Below are 15902 nucleotides of genomic sequence, written 5' to 3' on the forward strand. Positions count from 1 at the left end.
TAGCCGGCATGCACGACCTCCGCGCGGGCCCGCAGGGCACGGCCGGTGGCCGGGCGCAGGTACTGGACGGAGAAGCCCCCGGTCAGCACGTGCGGGCGCGGGTCAGGGCGAGGGGGCCGGCAGGACCGTGCCCTGCGCGACCGCGCACAGCGTCTCCACGCCGTCGGCGTCAAGGGTGAGCAGGTCACAACGGACGACGGCCCGGCGCCGGCCGGCATGCACGACCTCCGCGCGGGCCCGCAGGGCACGGCCGGTGGCCGGGCGCAGGTACTGGACGGAGAAGCCCCCGGTCAGCACGTGCGGGCCGAGAACGGCACCGGCCGCGAAGGTGAGGGCGTTGTCGGCGGCGTAGGAGAGGACGCCGCCGTGCAGGAACCCGTTCTGCTGGTGGAGTTCCTCGCGGATGTCGATCTCCAGTGTCGCCCCGCCGTCCCCGAAGGCGGTCAGCCGGGCGCCGAGGAGTCTGCTGAAGGGCTGGCTGTCCAGGGCCTGCCGGGCGGTGTCGAGGTCGAGTGCGGGGGACGCGGACATGGGACGTGGGCTCCTCGAGGCGGTGGGTGGGTGACCGGGGCGGGGGTCAGGGCCTGTCGGTCTCCTCCAGCAGGCCGGCGTCGTGGGCGAGCAGGGCGATCTGTACGCGGTTGTTGAGGTCGAGCTTGGCCAGGATCCGGGAGACGTGGGTCTTCACCGTGGCCACGCTCATGTAGAGCTCCGCGGCGATCTCGGCGTTGGCCAGGCCCCGGCCGACGGCGACGGCGACCTCGCGTTCGCGGTCGTTGAGGTTCTCGATGCGCGCCCGCGCACGCGTGCGCCGCATGTCGGTTCCGGTGCCGGCGGCGTGGGCCATCAGCTGCCGGGTGACCGTGGGCGACAGCACCGGGTCACCGGCCGCGACCCGGCGCACCGCGGCGAGGATCTCGGCGGGCGGGGTGTCCTTGAGCACGAAGCCGGCGGCACCCGCGCGGAGCGCCCGCAGCACCTGCTCGTCGGCGTGGAAGGTGGTGAGCACCACGACCTGCGGGGCGTCCTCGCGGCGGCGCAGCGCCTCGGTCGCGGTGAGACCGTCGACCGTCGGCATCCGGATGTCCATGAGGACGACGTCCGGCCGGGTCCGGTCGACGAGGGCCTCGACCTCGCCGCCGTCGGCCGCCTCGCCGACGATCTCGATGTCGTCGGCGCCGCCCATCATGAAGGACAGCCCGGCCCGTACCAGCGGGTCGTCGTCGACGAGGAGCAGTCTGATGGCAGTCATGGGCGGTACGTAATCACGGCCGGGCGGGGCGGCGACACACGGGCGGTCCGATCCCGCCGGGGCCGGGGCGCACCGTCCCGGCCCCGGTACCGGTTCACGCCCACGGCAGCCGCGCCCGTACCTCGAACCCGCCGGCGAGGGTGGGTCCGTGCTCCAGGGTGCCGCCCGCCAGGGTGGCGCGCTCGGTGAGCCCGATCAGGCCCTGCCCGGCGCCGGGAACGTGCGGTACGCCGCCCTCCGGAGCGGGATTGCGGACGGTCACGGCGAGGCCCTCCCCGGGCCCTCCGGTGACCGTCACGGTGACCTCCGTGCCGGGGGCGTGCTTGCGGGCGTTGGTCAGGCACTCCTGGGCGATCCGGTAGGCGGTGCGGCCGACGGAGGCGGGGACGGCGGCCGGCTCGGTGACCCGCTGGTCGAGGGTCACCTTCATGCCGGCCTGCCGTGATTCGGCGATCAGGGTGTCGAGGGCCGCGAGCGTCGGCTGCGGCCGGCCCGCGTCGTCGGAGTCGCCGACCCGCAGCACGCCGATGATCTCCCGCAGGTCCTGCAGCGCCTCGTGCGCGCTCTCCCGGATCACCCCGGCCGCCCGTGCGATCTCCTCGCGCGGTGCGTCGGGCCGGAACTCCAGCGCGCCCGCGTGCACGCTCAGCAGCGTCAGCCGGTGCGCGAGCACGTCGTGCATCTCCCGTGCGATGGCCTCCCGCGCCAGCCGCTGAGCCTGGTCGGCCCGCAGCCGTGCCTCCGTCTCGGCCCGCCGGGCCCGGTCCCTGAGGCTCAGCATCAGCTGCCGTTTGGACCGGACGAACATGCCCCAGCCGACGACGGCGGCCGTCAGCACCACGAAGAGAACGAGCGCGGCGAGGTACGGCAGGTCCGGGTCGGGACGCCACCAGAGGTAGAGCGGCACCAACACCATCTGGGCAGCGGCCACCCAGGCCACGTACCGGAAGGGCCGGTGCACGGCGAGGGTGAAGAGGGCGATCAGGGCGACTCCGCCGGAGGTCTCCGAGACGAAGCTGACCGGAACCATGGCCGCGGCCAGACCGAACGGCCACCGCCGGCGCAGCCAGACCGCGGCGCAGGACAGCGCCCCGATCACCTGGTCGGTCAGGGCCAGCGGCTCCGGGACGGAGTCGTTGCCGGCGAGGCTCTCGGCACCCGCCAGACCCACCAGAACGGCCAGCACGAAGCAGGCGAAGTCGACGACCCAGTCGCGCGCGGTACGGCGGGGACGCCGCCCGGAGCAGTGCGCGTCGGGGTCGAGTTCGTGGATGAGGGCGGACGGGAAGAACCATCGTGGCCCCGTGAACACCGGGGCGGTCTGCGCCGCCTTGTCACCAGTCACGGTCGACAAATCTACGCAGAGGTCGCCCGGCGCATCGCGTCGCGGGACGGATCGGCTACCAAAGTCGCGGCACCGCAGACTTTCGGCGCTCCGGCAGGACCGGATCACGGTCCTTGGTCGGGCCGCGCCGCGCCCCACGGCCGATGCGGGCGGACGGTGCGCGGGGCGAGAGTCGGTGGCATGAAGCAGACGCTGGAAGTGCTGGGGTTCCTCGCCGGGGTGCAGGGTGTGGCGGGTCTGGTGAGCGAGTTCGCGGGCTGGGACTGGGGGATCGTCCACCGGTTCGGGTTCCTCGACGGCAACGAGCTCTTCGCGAGCATCGCCCTGCTGGTGCTGGGCGGCGCCCTGATCGCGGCCGCGGAGAGCCGGAACGCCCGCTGACCTGCCCCGGGTCCGCCGCCCTCAGTCCCGCTCCCCCGCTCCCCGCACCACCGCGACCGGGCAGTGCGCGTGGTGCAGCAGGGCCTGGCTGACCGAACCCAGGAGGAGCCCGGCGAAGCCGCCCCGTCCGCGCGCGCCGACCACGACGAGCTGGGCGGACCGGCTCGCCTCGATCAGTGCCTCGCGCGCGCCGCCGCGCACCGTCCGCTGCTCGACCACCACGTCCGGGTAGCGGTCCCGGTGGCCGGCCAGGGCCTCGGAGAGCAGACGTTCCTCCTCCTCGCCCAGCGCTCCCGGCGGGTTGGCGTACGGCTCCGACGCGTCCTGCGGCGGGGGCAGCGGCGCGTTCCACGGGGTCCAGGTGTGCAGTGCCACCAGCGGCGCCTTGCGCAGGGCGGCCTCGGCGAAGGCGAACTCCACCGCCTTGCGTCCGGCGTCCGAGCCGTCGACGCCCAGCACGATCGGGCCGTCGGCCGCCGGCTGCTCGCGCACCACCAGGACGGGACAGCGGCCGTGGGCCGCCAGATGCACCGCCGTCGACCCCACCAGCAGGCCGACGAACCCGCCCATGCCCCGGGAGCCGACCACCACCAGCTCGGCGCCGCGCGACTGTGCCTCCAGGACCGTCAACGGCTCACCGGTCAGCACGACCTGGTCGATCTCCACCTCGGGAGCCGCCGCGCGGGCCCGTTCGACCGCCTCGGCCATGAAGCGGTCGACCATGGTGCGCAGCCCGCCCTCCGGCGGCCCCATCGGCGACGGTCCCATGGGCACGTGCATCGCGGGCCAGAGGCATGCGTGCACCACCCGCAGCCCCGCCCCTCGCGACGCCGCCTCCCGCGCGGCGACCTCCGCCGCGGCGAGCCCCGACGCGGAACCGTCCACGCCCACGACCACGAGACCGTTCACCATGCCTCCTCATGCGGCTGGGTGTTCTTGCCACGTCCAGAATCCCCCGGCCGCCCTTGGCTGTCCTGGGGCCGTTGGGGCGCGGTGAGGGCCGAACGGCCCCTCAGCAAGGGCGGCGGGGCGGGGTGGGAGGTCGACGTCCGTTCGCCGCCGGTAACCGGGGCGCGGGGGCACTGGGATGGACGCATGACGCATCAGAGCTTGGTGAACGTTTCGGAGAAGACCCTGCTCGGGAAGGCGGCCCTGGTCACCGGCGGCAGCCGGGGGATCGGGGCGGCGACCGCGCTGCGGCTCGCGCGGGAGGGCGCGGATGTCGCGGTGACCTATGTGAACGGCAAGGAGGCGGCCGAGGAGCTCGTACGGGCCGTGGAGGCACTGGGGCGCCGCGCGGTGGCGCTGCGCGCGGACGCCGGTGACCCGGAGGACGCGGCCGGGGCGGTGACCGCCGCCGCGCGGGAGCTGGGCCGGCTCGACATCCTGGTGAACAACGCGGGCGTGGGCGTGCTCGGCCCGGTGGAGACGCTGTCCCTCGCCGATGTCGACCGCGTGCTCGCGGTGAATGTGCGCGGGGTGTTCCTGGCGTCCCGCGCGGCGGCCGCCGTCATGCCGCGCGGGGGGCGGATCATCACCGTCGGTACGTGCATGACCCAGCGTGTGCCGGGGCCCGGGGGGACGCTGTACGCGATGAGCAAGTCGGCGCTGGTGGGGCTGACGAAGGCGCTGGCGCGGGAGCTGGGTGAGCGGGGGATCACCGCGAACATCGTCCACCCGGGGCCGATCGACACGGACATGAACCCGGCGGACGGACCGTATGCGGCAGGGCAGGCGGCGATGACGGCGTTGGGGCGGTTCGGGGCGGTGGAGGAGGTGGCGTCGACGATTGCCCATCTGGCGGGGGCGGGGTATGTGACCGGGGCGGAGTTTGCGGTGGACGGGGGGCATGCGGCGTGAGTGGCGCCACGGGGGGCGCGTTACAGGTCCCCCCACGTACGGCGGCCGTTGTGGTGGCCGCCGTACGGGGTTGCTCCGCCGGCGTTGCCGGGTGCCTCCCCCACTCTCGACTTCTCCCCCACCCTCGGCTGCGCTCGGGCGGGGGGACCCCCATGAGCGGGAGGTACCCCCACCGCCCACCCTCCCCCGCTCTCGGCTTCGCTCGAGCGGGGGGACCCCCATCGCCCTGGGGGCACCTCCCAGGCCCTTGAGGCACTGGGGGAGGCACGACAGCCCGCAGCTACGCGGCATGGACTGCCCGCATCTGCGGCGGCACGGTTGCCCGCGGTTACGGCTGGTCGGTCAGGGTGCCGTGGAGCCTCAGGCGGGAGATGCCGCCGTCCGGGTGGATGTCGATGCGTGCGTGAGTGGCGAGCGCGGGGTCCGGGAGGACGAAGCGGTGGTTGGTGTCGGGCTGGAGGCGGGTGCGGGGCAGGATCTCCCGCCAGTCGCCGTCGTCTCCGTCCTTCACCGACACCGACGCCCAGCCGGCGCTGTTGCCCTTCAGATACGCCGTGTCGATCTCCAGCGCCCGGATCCGCGCCCGCCCCACCAGCCGGTAGCGGATCCAGTCGTGGCCGCGGTCACGGCGGCGCCGGGTCTCCCAGCCGTCGTCCATCTTGCGGGAACGGCCGGGCGCGATGGTGTGGGTGGCCGGTGAGTAGAAGCGGTCGGAGGCGTCCTCGACCCGGCCGCCGTTCTCCAGGGCGACGACGTCGAACGTGCCGAGCGCGGCCAGCCACGCCGGGTCCGGGACGACCTCGCCGTACACGCGCAGCCGGGCGATGCCGCCGTCGGGGTGCTGCTTGAGGCGCAGGTGGGTGAAGCGCTCCTCGGACGTCACGGCGAAGCCGTTGGCCGCGTGGCCGCCGACCGGGGTGCGCGGGACCAGCGTCGTCCACTTCACCTCGTCCGAGAGCAGCTCCTCCGGTGACGGGACGCCCGCCACACAGGTGCCCTCGACGGACACGGCCTGGGGGTAGTTGCCGCGGAAGTGGGCGGTGTCCACGACGATGCCGCGGACGACGCCGGGCGCGCCGAGCCGGATCAGCGCCCAGTCGTGGTCCTCGTCCGTCGGCCAGGGGTCCTGGGCGGAGGTGCCGCGGCGCCGCCGGGTCTCCCAGCCGTCCATGATCTTGCCCTTGTGCCCGAAGTGCTCGGGGTCGAACTCGGCGCGACCGGGCAGCAGGAGATTCTCACGCTGGGCGAAGAACTCGTCGTTGGCGGCGATGACACCGGCACCGAGCCGGCGGTCGGCGAGGTCGGCGTGGTGGGTGAAGGGGAAGTCGGCGGTGCGGTAGTCCGCGTACGGGTCGCCTCCGCTGTAGGGGTGTGCGTCGCCGGTGAAGCTCTCGATCGCCGTCACGGTGATCCGGTCCTGCCTTTCGGGTGTCGGTGTCAGTGGGTACGGGTGAGCAGTCGGCCCTTCGGTTCGGTGAACTCGCCGTCGGCCACGATGCGCCGCCCGCGCAGCCAGGTGGACCGGACGACGCCGTGGAGGGTCCTTCCCGCGTACGCCGTCACGCGGTTGCGGTGCTGGAGCGCCGCCGGGTCGACGGTGAAGGTCTCGTCGGGGGCGAGGACGGCGAAGTCGGCGTCGCGGCCGGGCGCGATGGCACCCTTGCGCGCTTCGAGGCCGGCCAGCCGGGCCGTTCGCGTCGACATCCAGCGCACCACGTCCTCCAGGCCGTGGCCGCGTCTGCGGGCCTCGGTCCAGACGGCCGGCAGACTGAGCTGGAGGCCGGAGATGCCGCCCCAGGCGGTCGAGAAGTCGTCCGTCTTGAGGTCGGCGGTGGACGGGGAGTGGTCGGTGACGACGCAGTCGATGGTGCCGTCCGCCAGGGCCTGCCAGAGCAGGTCCTGGTTTGCGGCCTCGCGGATGGGCGGGCAGCACTTGAACTCGCTGGCTCCGTCAGGGACTTCCTCCGCGGTGAGGGTGAGGTAGTGGGGGCAGGTCTCGACCGTGACCCGGACGCCGTCGGCCTTGGCCGCGGCGATCACGGGCAGCGCGTCGCTGGAGGAGAGGTGCAGTACGTGCACCCGCGCGCCCAGTCGTTTCGCCTGGTCGACGAGGTGGGCGATCGCGGTGTCCTCGGCGTCGCGGGGCCGGGAGGCGAGGAAGTCGGCGTACCTCGGGCCGCCGTGCTGCGGGGCGGCGGCGAGGTGGTGCGGGTCCTCGGCGTGCACGATCAGCAGGCCGTCGAAGGCGGCGATCTCCGCGAGTGAGCGGGCCAGTTGCTCCTGGCCGAGGTGCGGGAACTCGTCCACGCCGGAGGGCGACAGGAAGGCCTTGAAGCCGAAGACACCGGCCTCGTGCAGCGGGCGCAGGTCCTTGACGTTGTCCGGCAGGGCACCGCCCCAGAAGCCGACGTCGATGTGGGCCTTGTCGGCGGCGACGCGCTGCTTGGTGCGCAGGTGGTAGACGGTGGTGGTGGGCGGGAGGGAGTTGAGCGGCATGTCGATCAGCGTGGTGATGCCGCCGGCCGCCGCCGCGCGGGTGGCGGTCCAGAAGCCCTCCCACTCGGTGCGGCCGGGGTCGTTGACATGCACGTGGGTGTCGACGAGGCCGGGCAGCAGGACGTCGTCGCCGAAATCCTCCAGGCGTGCGCCCCCGGGGACGGGTGCGTCGTACGGCCGTACGGCCGTGATCGTGCCGTCGGTGACCGCGACGGACGCGGCGCGCGTTCCCTCGGGAGTGATGACGCGCGTCGAGCGCAGCACCAGTTCGGCGTCGGACACCCGAATCCTCCTGAACTTCCACCTGACGAAATTCAACGTTCTGTTGAAGGAGTCTTCCCCTCGACCCCCAGCCCGTCAAGGGCACACTTCCCGCAGGGAGGGGTCGACGGTCAACCCTGGACGATTCCACAAAGCGGAATTAGACTTTCGACAAGCAGAACGTAGCTACGCACAAGCAGGGAGTCAACCGACCGCCGGGTAGGCTTCTGCCCTTCCTGCCCGCCCCGAAAGGAACGCGCCCGTGCCGACGTCCAGCGCCAGCACCACCGACTCCGCCCGGTCCGCCGCCAGTGGCGGCGTGCAGTCCCTCGAGCGCGCCTTCGATCTGCTCGAACGGATGGCGGACGCGGGGGGCGAGGTCGGCCTGAGCGAGCTGTCCGCGAGCAGCGGGCTGCCGCTGCCGACGATCCACCGTCTGATGCGCACGCTCGTCGCGTGCGGCTACGTGCGCCAGCAGCCCAACCGCCGGTACGCGCTCGGCCCCCGGCTGATCCGACTCGGCGAGTCCGCCTCCCGGCTGCTGGGCACCTGGGCCCGGCCCTATCTGGCCCGTCTGGTGGAGGAGACCGGCGAGACGGCGAACATGGCGCTGCTCGACGGGGACGAGATCGTGTACGTGGCACAGGTGCCGTCGAAGCACTCCATGCGGATGTTCACCGAGGTCGGGCGGCGTGTCCTGCCGCACTCCACCGGCGTGGGCAAGGCCCTGCTGTCCGGCTTCCCGCCGGAGGAGGTGCGGGCGCTGCTGGGCCGCACGGGCATGCCGGCCGCGACGGACAAGACCATCACCACGCCGGAGGGCTTCCTCGCGGCGCTGGAGGACGTGCGCCGCCAGGGCTACGCGATCGACGACAACGAGCAGGAGATCGGCGTCCGCTGTCTCGCGGTCCCGGTGCCGGACTCCCCCACGGCGGCGGCGATCTCGATCTCGGGCCCCGCGGGCCGGGTCACGGAGTCGGCGACGGAGAAGATCGTCCCGGTGCTCCAGCAGATCGCGGTGGAACTCTCCCAGGCGCTCACCACCCCCGGAACGGCCCCCGGCGCCTGACCGCCCGGCGCCTCACCCGTACGGATGTGCGTCAACCGCGCGATGACCGGCCGAACAGGTCAACGGCCTCGCGGAGTTCGCGCACGCCCGGCCCCAGAGCGCTGACCGAGCCGATCGCCCCCGCGACCAGCAGCAGGCAACGGCGCAGCCGGGGAATGTCGGGATGGTCCTCGGCGGCCAACGCGGCCAGCGCGGCGAGTTCCTCCTCAGCAATGCTCCGGTCCCGGAACTCCGCCGGATGGGCGGCCAGTTGGCGGCGTAAGCGGGACACGGCGGAGCGCAGCTCCGTCACCCGCGGGTCCACCTGACTGCCGGGCACACGCCTCTGCTCCACGCTCCGCAACACAGTCCTCCCCCTGGCACGTCGTCGTGCGCGTCCACGGCCGGCCCCTCAGCACCCCGCCGGCCGGTGCGCGCCAGTAAACGCCACCCCGGGGCCTTTGCGCCAGTCCGCTGCGTCATCGACTTGTTCCGCAGCGTGACACCGTGGCCCGGGGCATCCATTCCCGCGCCGCCCCCTCATCGCCCGGCGGGTGGGGTATGCAGGACGCATGACGGACGACGAAGCTCAGGTCGCGGGAGTGCTGCTGGCGGCAGGCGGGGGGCGACGTCTCGGCGGGCGGCCCAAGGCCCTGCTCACCCACCGGGGGCGTCCACTGGTGGAGCACGCGGCGGCGGTCCTGCGCGCGGGCGGCTGCGCGCGCGTGCACGTGGTGCTCGGCGCGCGGGCGGACGAGGTGCGCGCCCGCGCCGCCCTGCCGGACTGCGTGCTCGTCGACAACCCGGCGTGGGAGCAGGGCATGGGCACGTCCCTGCGGGCGGGGCTGGACTCCCTGGCCGGCACGGGCGCGCGGGCGGCGCTGGTCTGCCTGGTCGACCAGCCGGGGATCGGCCCGGAGGCGGTCGCGCGGGTACTCGGCGCGTACGAGTCCGACCATTCCCTGGTCTCGGCCGCCTACGACGGCGTGCGCGGCCATCCCGTCCTGTTCGGTGCCGCCCACTGGCCGGGGATCGCCGCGACTGCGACCGGCGACCGAGGGGCACGCGCCTATCTGAAGGAGCACGCGGACCGGGTGGCTCTCGTCGAGTGCGGTGACGTGGCCGAGGGGTACGACATCGACACCGAAGCCGATCTGGCGCACCTGGAATGAGCCGGGATGGCACCGGGCGTCAGGTTCCCTCGACCCGGAGAATCTCGACATCAACAAAACATTGAACTTCCACCATGAGGAAACTACTATCCACTGATCAGAAGCGCCCGACGTCCGTACGGGCGTCCGCAGCCCTGCCCGGGCCGACCGGCACCCGGTGCCATGCACGCCGAAGGAAGTGACAGCTGATGTCCGCACCAGCGCCGTCCCCGCTGGCCATCGTCGACGCCGAGGTCCTGCCCCGGCAGGAGGAGGTCCTCACCGAGCCGGCGCTCGCCTTCGTGGCCGCGCTGCACCGGCGGTTCACGCCCCGGCGCGACGAGCTCCTCGCCCGCCGCGCGCAGCGCCGCGCCGAGATCGCCCGCACCTCCACGCTCGACTTCCTCCCGGAGACGGCCGCGGTCCGCGCGGACGACTCCTGGAAGGTGGCACCGGCACCCGCGGCCCTCGAGGACCGCCGGGTCGAGATCACCGGCCCCACCGACCGCAAGATGACCATCAACGCGCTCAACTCCGGCGCGCGGGTCTGGCTCGCGGACTTCGAGGACGCCTCGGCGCCCACCTGGGAGAACGTGGTCACCGGCCAGCTCAACCTGATCGACGCCTACACGCGCAGCATCGACTTCACCGACCCGGGGTCCGGCAAGTCCTACGCCCTGCGCCCGGATGAGGAGCTGGCGACGGTCGTGATGCGCCCGCGCGGCTGGCACCTGAACGAGCGTCACCTCACCGACGCCGACGGCACCCCCGTCCCCGGCGCGCTCGTCGACTTCGGTCTGTACTTCTTCCACAACGCCAAGCGGCTGATCGACCTCGGCAAGGGCCCGTACTTCTACCTCCCCAAGACGGAGTCCCACCTGGAGGCCCGGCTGTGGAACGAGGTGTTCGTCTTCGCACAGGACTACCTGGGCGTCCCCCAGGGCACCGTGCGCGCCACCGTCCTGATCGAGACGATCACGGCCGCGTACGAGATGGAGGAGATCCTCTACGAACTGCGCGACCACGCCTCCGGCCTGAACGCCGGCCGCTGGGACTACCTCTTCTCCATCGTCAAGAACTTCCGTGACGGCGGGCCGAAGTTCGTGCTCCCGGACCGCAACGCGGTCACCATGACCGCCCCGTTCATGCGTGCCTACACCGAACTCCTCGTGCGCACCTGTCACAAGCGCGGCGCGCACGCGATCGGCGGCATGGCGGCCTTCATCCCCTCCCGCCGGGACGCGGAGGTCAACAAGGTGGCCTTCGAGAAGGTCCGCGCCGACAAGGACCGCGAGGCGAACGACGGCTTCGACGGCTCCTGGGTCGCCCACCCCGACCTGGTCCCGATCGCCATGGAGTCCTTCGACCGTGTGCTCGGCGACCGGCCCCACCAGAAGGACCGCCTCCGCGAGGACGTCGACGTCAAGGCGGAGGACCTCATCGCCGTCGACTCCCTGGACGCCAAGCCGACGTACGCGGGCCTGGTCAACGCCGTGCAGGTCGGGATCCGCTACATCGAGGCCTGGCTGCGCGGACTCGGCGCGGTCGCCATCTTCAACCTGATGGAGGACGCGGCCACCGCCGAGATCTCCCGCTCCCAGATCTGGCAGTGGATCAACGCCGAGGTCGTGCTGGACAACGGCGCGCAGGTCACCGCCGAGCTGGCCCGCAAGGTGGCCGCCGAGGAACTGGCGGGCATCCGCGCGGAGCTCGGCGAGGAGGCGTTCGCGGCGGGCAACTGGCAGCAGGCCCACGACCTGCTGCTGAAGGTCTCCCTCGACGAGGACTACGCCGACTTCCTCACCCTGCCGGCGTACGAGCAGCTCCGGGGCTGAGCCCCGGGTGACGGCCGGGCGGCCCTCCGGAGCCGCCCGGCCGTCACCCCAGATGCGCCGACCAGTCCCGTTCCGCCGCCGGCTTTCCGTGCAGGTTTGGAACGCGTTTCAGCCAGTCCGGACGCCCCCGCTGCGTCCGGGCCGCCCGCCGGGCGTTCTCCTCCGCGAGTGTCCTGGCGGAGGGGAAGTCGGTGGGCAGCCAGGCTCCCGACGACCGCACGCGCGCGTGCAGGTACGCCACATAGGCCTCCCGTGCCTCGTCGGGCGTGGCGAACCGGGAGTCGCCCGCCAGCCAGTCCTCGGGAACCTCCGCGGCGACGGACCGCAACAGCTCCTCGGTCACCTTCGGCGCCAGCTCGGCGTCCGCCGCCCGCACATCGGGCCCGTAGTGCCCGAGGGCGTGGTGACGGAAGTCGTACGCCTTGGCCGGATCGGAGCCCTCCCAGCGGTGGTGGAAGACGAGCGCCGCCCCGTGGTCGATGAGCCACAGCCGTGCCGGTGCGACACCGCGCGTCGGCCAGACCACCAGATTGGAACTGTGGACCGTCCGGTCCACGTTCACCGTCAGGGCGTCGAGCCAGACGATCCGCCCGGCCTCCAGCGGATCGACGTCGAAGTCCTGGGCGACCTCCGGCGTGAGGTCCCGCGCGCCCGACAGGTGGTCCATGCCGAGATTGACGCCGGCGCTGGCGGCGTGCAGCTCCCGCACCTCCTGGTGCGGCTCGTCGGCCGCCACCGCCGGATCGAAGTGGACCAGCACCAGCTCCGGGAACCGCAACCCGAGCGCCCGCGCCAGCTCCCCCACGATCACCTCGGCGACCAGTGCCTTGCGCCCCTGCGCGGACCCGGTGAACTTGACGACGTACGTCCCGAGGTCGTCGGCCTCGACGACGGCGGGGACGGAACCGCCCGATGTCAGGGGTGCGACGTAGCGGGCCGCGGTGACCTCTCTCAGCATCCTGCGTGCGCCCCCTGCTTCCGGCCGTCGGCGTGACACCTGAAAAGGCATCGTAACCCGGGGCAACAACCGGAAAGAGCGCCGGCCGGCCCCGCGCAATACAGGGACGGCGCATTCCCCTGAATTCGGTGACGACGCAGGTCGAGAGCCTTCCGGCCCGTCCACTACTCGATCGAGCAGTGGCCACTACCCACCTTGGAGTCCTGGTGGTGTTGCTGCGGCGGAGGACGGATGGCCATGATACCGAGGGAAGACGGACGGCCTTCCGCCTACGCGCTCAAACCTACCTTCCGACAGGTGAATGATCGCATGTGGAGCAATGTAGAGGCCCGGACAACGAAAAACAACTCCGCCGACAACGCATTTCCAGCGCAAAAAGTACCGATCTCCTCACTGCTTCCCGCCGATTCCCCCCGGCTCACCGGGGAGAACCCCGAACACGTGGAATTACTGGCGGCGGCGCGTGATCTGCCCCCGATTCTCGTCCAGCGGAGCACGATGCGGGTGATCGACGGCATGCACCGGGTGCGGGCCGCGCTGCTCCGGGGCGAGGAGACGATCGCCGTCACCTTCTTCGAGGGCGACGACGGCGAAGCCTTCCTCCGTGCCGTCGACGCCAACATCAGGCACGGACTGCCGCTCTCCCTGGCGGACCGGGAGGCCGCGGCCCGACGGATCCTCGCGAACCGGCCGCAGTGGTCGGACCGCACCGTCGCGACCGCCACCGGACTGTCCCACACGACGGTGGGGGCGATCCGGCGCCGGTCCGGTCTCCCTGCCGCGCATGACGGCAGCCGGGTCGGAAGGGACGGACGGGCCCGCCCCCTGAACGCCGCGGCGGGCAGGCGCCGGGCGAGCGAGGTCCTCGCCAGGAAGCCCGACGCACCGCTGCGGGCCATCGCCAGGGAGGCCGGCATCTCGGTGGGGACGGCCCGGGACGTGCGGGAACGCCTGCGAGCGGGCCGGGACCCGGTCCCGGAGTCGCAGCGCCGCCCCGCCCGGGAGCCCGCCCCGTCCGCCGACGGCCCGGCGGAGTCGCCGCCGCAGGACGCGGGCGGTACCCGCCGGGGCCCGGACTGGCGCTCGGTGGTGGGCAGTCTGAGCAGGGACCCCGCGGTGCGCTACGCGCAGAACGGCCGGGCCTTCGTCCGGTGGGTCGACGGCCATGTGATCGAACCCGTCGAATGGTGCGAACTCATCGATGCCGTGCCGCCGCACTGGCAGCACTCCATGGCCGAACTGGCCCGGTCCTGCGCCGGGGCATGGCTGGAGTTCGCGCGGGAGCTCGAACAGAGGGCCCGGACGACGTCCGAGCCGGGAGTGGCGTGAGCGGGGTTCCGGCGGATGTCACGGGCGGTGGGCCCGGCGAGGGGGAAAGCGTGAACAATGCCAGCAACCGTCCGCACCTGACGCTGACACGCGCAGGGCACGACCACCGTCGGCCGGAGCGTTCGGACCGCCTGCGGGCCACCGGCCACGCCGCGCAGCCGGCCGTCGCGTGGCGCATCCTCGTCGTGGACAGCGACACGGCGAGCGCGGACGCCCTGGTGACGGGCCTGCTGCGGCAGGGTCACGAGGCGGAACGGGTGGCCACGGGCAGGGCCGCCCTGGACGCGTGCGGGGACGCCCACATGGTCCTCATGGATCTCGATCTGCCCGATCTCGACGGCCTCGAGGTCTGCCGGCGCATCCGCGCCGGCAGCGGCGTCCCCATCATCGTCGTCACCGCACGCGGCAGTGAACTGGACCGGGTCCTCGGTCTGCAGGCCGGAGCCGACGACTACCTCGTCAAGCCCTACGGCTTCCGCGAACTCGTGGCGCGCATCGAAGCGGTGATGCGCCGCAGCCAGGGCCGCGCACCGGCGGCGGATCCGCCGGTGATAGCGCACGGACCGCTGCTCATCGACGTCTCCGCGCGCCGGGTCAGCCTGGACGGCCGCCCGATCGACCTGACCCGCAAGGAGTTCGACCTGGTGCACCTTCTCGCCTCTCAGCCCGATGCCGTCCTGCCGAGGCAGCGGATCATGCAGGAGGTGTGGGGGGACGCGTGGTCGCGGCGGACCATCGACACGCACATCAGCAAGATCCGCAGCAAACTCGGTTCCCCGGAGTGGATCGTGACCGTGCGCGGCGTCGGCTTCCGGCTGGGCCGGCGGCACGCCGCGTACGGCGCCCCGGAGCCCGGCGCCGCACCCGAGGTCTGAGGCCCGCCGCTCCCGGCGAGGGCGGCGCGGCTACGGAAGGACGGCGACGGTCGCCGCGTAGCACAGACCCGCCCCGTAGCCCACGAGCAGGGCGAGGTCTCCGCTCCGGGCCTGCCCCGAGGACAGCACCGCGTCCAGGGCCAGCGGGATGGAGGCACCCGAGGTGTTGCCCGCCGTCACGATGTCCTTGGCCACGACGGTGGACTCCGGCAGTCCGACCCGCCTCGCGATGGTGTCGATGATCCGGACGTTCGCCTGGTGCGGGATGAAGACGTCCACGTCGGAGGCCGTGATCCCCGCGGCGGCCAGGGCCCGCTTCGCGACGTCCGCCATCTCGTAGGCGGCCCAGCGGAAGACGCGCTGGCCCTCCTGCTTCAGATACGGGAAGGGCTGGTCGCCGATGCCGTCCCTCAGCGCGTCCCACGGCAGGCTCTGCTCGATCGCGTCCGCCTGGGACCCGTCCGCGCCCCAGACCGCCGGCCCGAATCCGGGCTTCGAGGAAGGGCCGATCACCACGGCCCCGGCGCCGTCGCCGAAGATGCAGGCCGTGGAACGGTCCCGCAGGTTCAGCAGGTCGGTCATCCGCTCCACGCCCACGACCAGGACGTGGCCGCCGCGGCTGCGGACGGAGTCGGCCGCGAGCACGACCCCGTGGACGAAACCGGCACAGCCCGCCGACACGTCGAAGGCGGCTGCCTGCGCGGCGTCGATCCGGTGCGCCATCTCGGTCGCGATGGCCGGCGTCTGCTTGAGATGGGTGAAGGTGGCGGCGATGACGCAGGTGATGTCCGCGGTGCTGAGACCCGCGGCCGCGACGGCCTTCAGAGCGGCCTGCTCCGCCATCACGCCCAGGGTCTCGTCCGGGCCCGCCCACCGCCGAGTGACGATTCCGGTACGGGACCGCACCCAGTCGTCCGAGGAATCGATGAGCCGGCACGCCTCCTCGTTGTCGACGATACGACGCGGGCGATACGAGCCCACTCCCATGATCCTCGCGTAACGGGCGCCTTCGGGGGCGTCGAGTTCTGGTTTCACCGTGCTCCTCCACGAACGATTTCCACGGAATTTCTTCGCGGGCCGGCCTGTGGGAGAATTCTCTTTCACGGTCATG

Annotated in this window: 16 protein-coding genes and 1 pseudogene; 7 read left to right on the forward strand and 10 right to left on the reverse strand. The window is 72.7% G+C overall.

The genetic code is table 11. The features are described from left to right. From ACZ44S_RS04930 to ACZ44S_RS04945, 4 genes and pseudogenes are all read right to left on the reverse strand, one after another. A pseudogene (locus ACZ44S_RS04930) lies at window positions 1-95 on the reverse strand (thioesterase); the annotation flags it as partial. A 7-nt stretch (window positions 96-102) separates the two neighbouring features. Beyond that, a complete protein-coding gene (locus tag ACZ44S_RS04935) occupies window positions 103-531 on the reverse strand; it encodes a PaaI family thioesterase (protein WP_466924434.1) in 429 nt (142 codons plus the stop codon). A 46-nt stretch (window positions 532-577) separates the two neighbouring features. Then, window positions 578-1252, reverse strand: a complete 675-nt coding sequence (locus ACZ44S_RS04940) for a response regulator (RefSeq protein WP_466924437.1) — start codon at window positions 1250-1252, stop codon at window positions 578-580. A gap of 94 nt (window positions 1253-1346) precedes the next feature. Beyond that, window positions 1347-2597 carry a sensor histidine kinase gene (locus ACZ44S_RS04945; RefSeq protein WP_466924439.1) on the reverse strand — a complete coding sequence of 417 codons (1251 nt, stop codon included), beginning with the start codon at window positions 2595-2597 and terminating at the stop codon, window positions 1347-1349. A gap of 180 nt (window positions 2598-2777) precedes the next feature. Between ACZ44S_RS04945 and ACZ44S_RS04950 the strand changes: the two genes are divergently transcribed. Beyond that, on the forward strand, window positions 2778-2978 hold the full coding sequence (locus ACZ44S_RS04950) for a hypothetical protein (RefSeq protein WP_466924441.1): 201 nt from the start codon (window positions 2778-2780) through the stop codon (window positions 2976-2978). A gap of 21 nt (window positions 2979-2999) precedes the next feature. Here ACZ44S_RS04950 and ACZ44S_RS04955 read toward each other — a convergent pair whose 3' ends face one another. After that, window positions 3000-3890 carry a universal stress protein gene (locus tag ACZ44S_RS04955; RefSeq protein ID WP_466924443.1) on the reverse strand — a complete coding sequence of 297 codons (891 nt, stop codon included), beginning with the start codon at window positions 3888-3890 and terminating at the stop codon, window positions 3000-3002. Between the two features lie 183 nt (window positions 3891-4073). On the opposite strand from ACZ44S_RS04955, the gene ACZ44S_RS04960 reads away from it, so the two are divergent. Continuing rightward, entirely contained in the window at window positions 4074-4838 is a 765-nt protein-coding gene (locus ACZ44S_RS04960) for an SDR family oxidoreductase (protein WP_466924445.1), read from the forward strand. 328 nt (window positions 4839-5166) lie between these two features. Here the strand turns inward: ACZ44S_RS04960 and alc are convergent, their stop codons facing one another. Both alc and allB read right to left on the reverse strand, forming a co-directional pair. Beyond that, window positions 5167-6243, reverse strand: a complete 1077-nt coding sequence (gene alc, locus ACZ44S_RS04965; RefSeq protein ID WP_466924447.1) for an allantoicase — start codon at window positions 6241-6243, stop codon at window positions 5167-5169. Window positions 6244-6275: 32 nt separating this feature from the next. Further along, window positions 6276-7616 carry an allantoinase AllB gene (gene allB, locus ACZ44S_RS04970; protein WP_466924450.1) on the reverse strand — a complete coding sequence of 447 codons (1341 nt, stop codon included), beginning with the start codon at window positions 7614-7616 and terminating at the stop codon, window positions 6276-6278. Window positions 7617-7857: 241 nt separating this feature from the next. Here allB and ACZ44S_RS04975 point away from each other — a divergent pair, with 241 nt between their 5' ends. Beyond that, entirely contained in the window at window positions 7858-8664 is an 807-nt protein-coding gene (locus tag ACZ44S_RS04975) for an IclR family transcriptional regulator (RefSeq protein WP_466924452.1), read from the forward strand. 31 nt (window positions 8665-8695) lie between these two features. On the opposite strand, the gene ACZ44S_RS04980 is transcribed toward ACZ44S_RS04975, so the two are convergent. After that, window positions 8696-9010 (reverse strand): DUF5955 family protein, encoded by a 315-nt coding sequence (locus tag ACZ44S_RS04980; protein WP_466924455.1) that lies wholly within the window; start codon window positions 9008-9010, stop codon window positions 8696-8698. Between the two features lie 205 nt (window positions 9011-9215). Here ACZ44S_RS04980 and ACZ44S_RS04985 point away from each other — a divergent pair, with 205 nt between their 5' ends. Beyond that, entirely contained in the window at window positions 9216-9815 is a 600-nt protein-coding gene (locus ACZ44S_RS04985) for a nucleotidyltransferase family protein (protein ID WP_466924457.1), read from the forward strand. Window positions 9816-10003: 188 nt separating this feature from the next. Next, a complete protein-coding gene (gene aceB, locus ACZ44S_RS04990; protein WP_466924459.1) occupies window positions 10004-11629 on the forward strand; it encodes a malate synthase A in 1626 nt (541 codons plus the stop codon). Between the two features lie 43 nt (window positions 11630-11672). Here the strand turns inward: aceB and ACZ44S_RS04995 are convergent, their stop codons facing one another. Beyond that, window positions 11673-12587, reverse strand: a complete 915-nt coding sequence (locus ACZ44S_RS04995) for a HipA family kinase (protein ID WP_466924462.1) — start codon at window positions 12585-12587, stop codon at window positions 11673-11675. A gap of 441 nt (window positions 12588-13028) precedes the next feature. On the opposite strand from ACZ44S_RS04995, the gene ACZ44S_RS05000 reads away from it, so the two are divergent. Then, window positions 13029-13916 carry a ParB/RepB/Spo0J family partition protein gene (locus ACZ44S_RS05000; protein ID WP_466924464.1) on the forward strand — a complete coding sequence of 296 codons (888 nt, stop codon included), beginning with the start codon at window positions 13029-13031 and terminating at the stop codon, window positions 13914-13916. A 50-nt stretch (window positions 13917-13966) separates the two neighbouring features. Continuing rightward, complete coding sequence (locus tag ACZ44S_RS05005) at window positions 13967-14791, forward strand: response regulator transcription factor (protein WP_466924465.1); 825 nt, start codon at window positions 13967-13969, stop codon at window positions 14789-14791. A 30-nt stretch (window positions 14792-14821) separates the two neighbouring features. Here the strand turns inward: ACZ44S_RS05005 and ACZ44S_RS05010 are convergent, their stop codons facing one another. After that, window positions 14822-15826 (reverse strand): beta-ketoacyl-ACP synthase 3, encoded by a 1005-nt coding sequence (locus tag ACZ44S_RS05010; RefSeq protein ID WP_466924467.1) that lies wholly within the window; start codon window positions 15824-15826, stop codon window positions 14822-14824. Between the last annotated feature and the right edge of the window lie 76 nt (window positions 15827-15902).

The sequence above is a fragment of the Streptomyces malachitofuscus genome, from assembly GCF_055571035.1.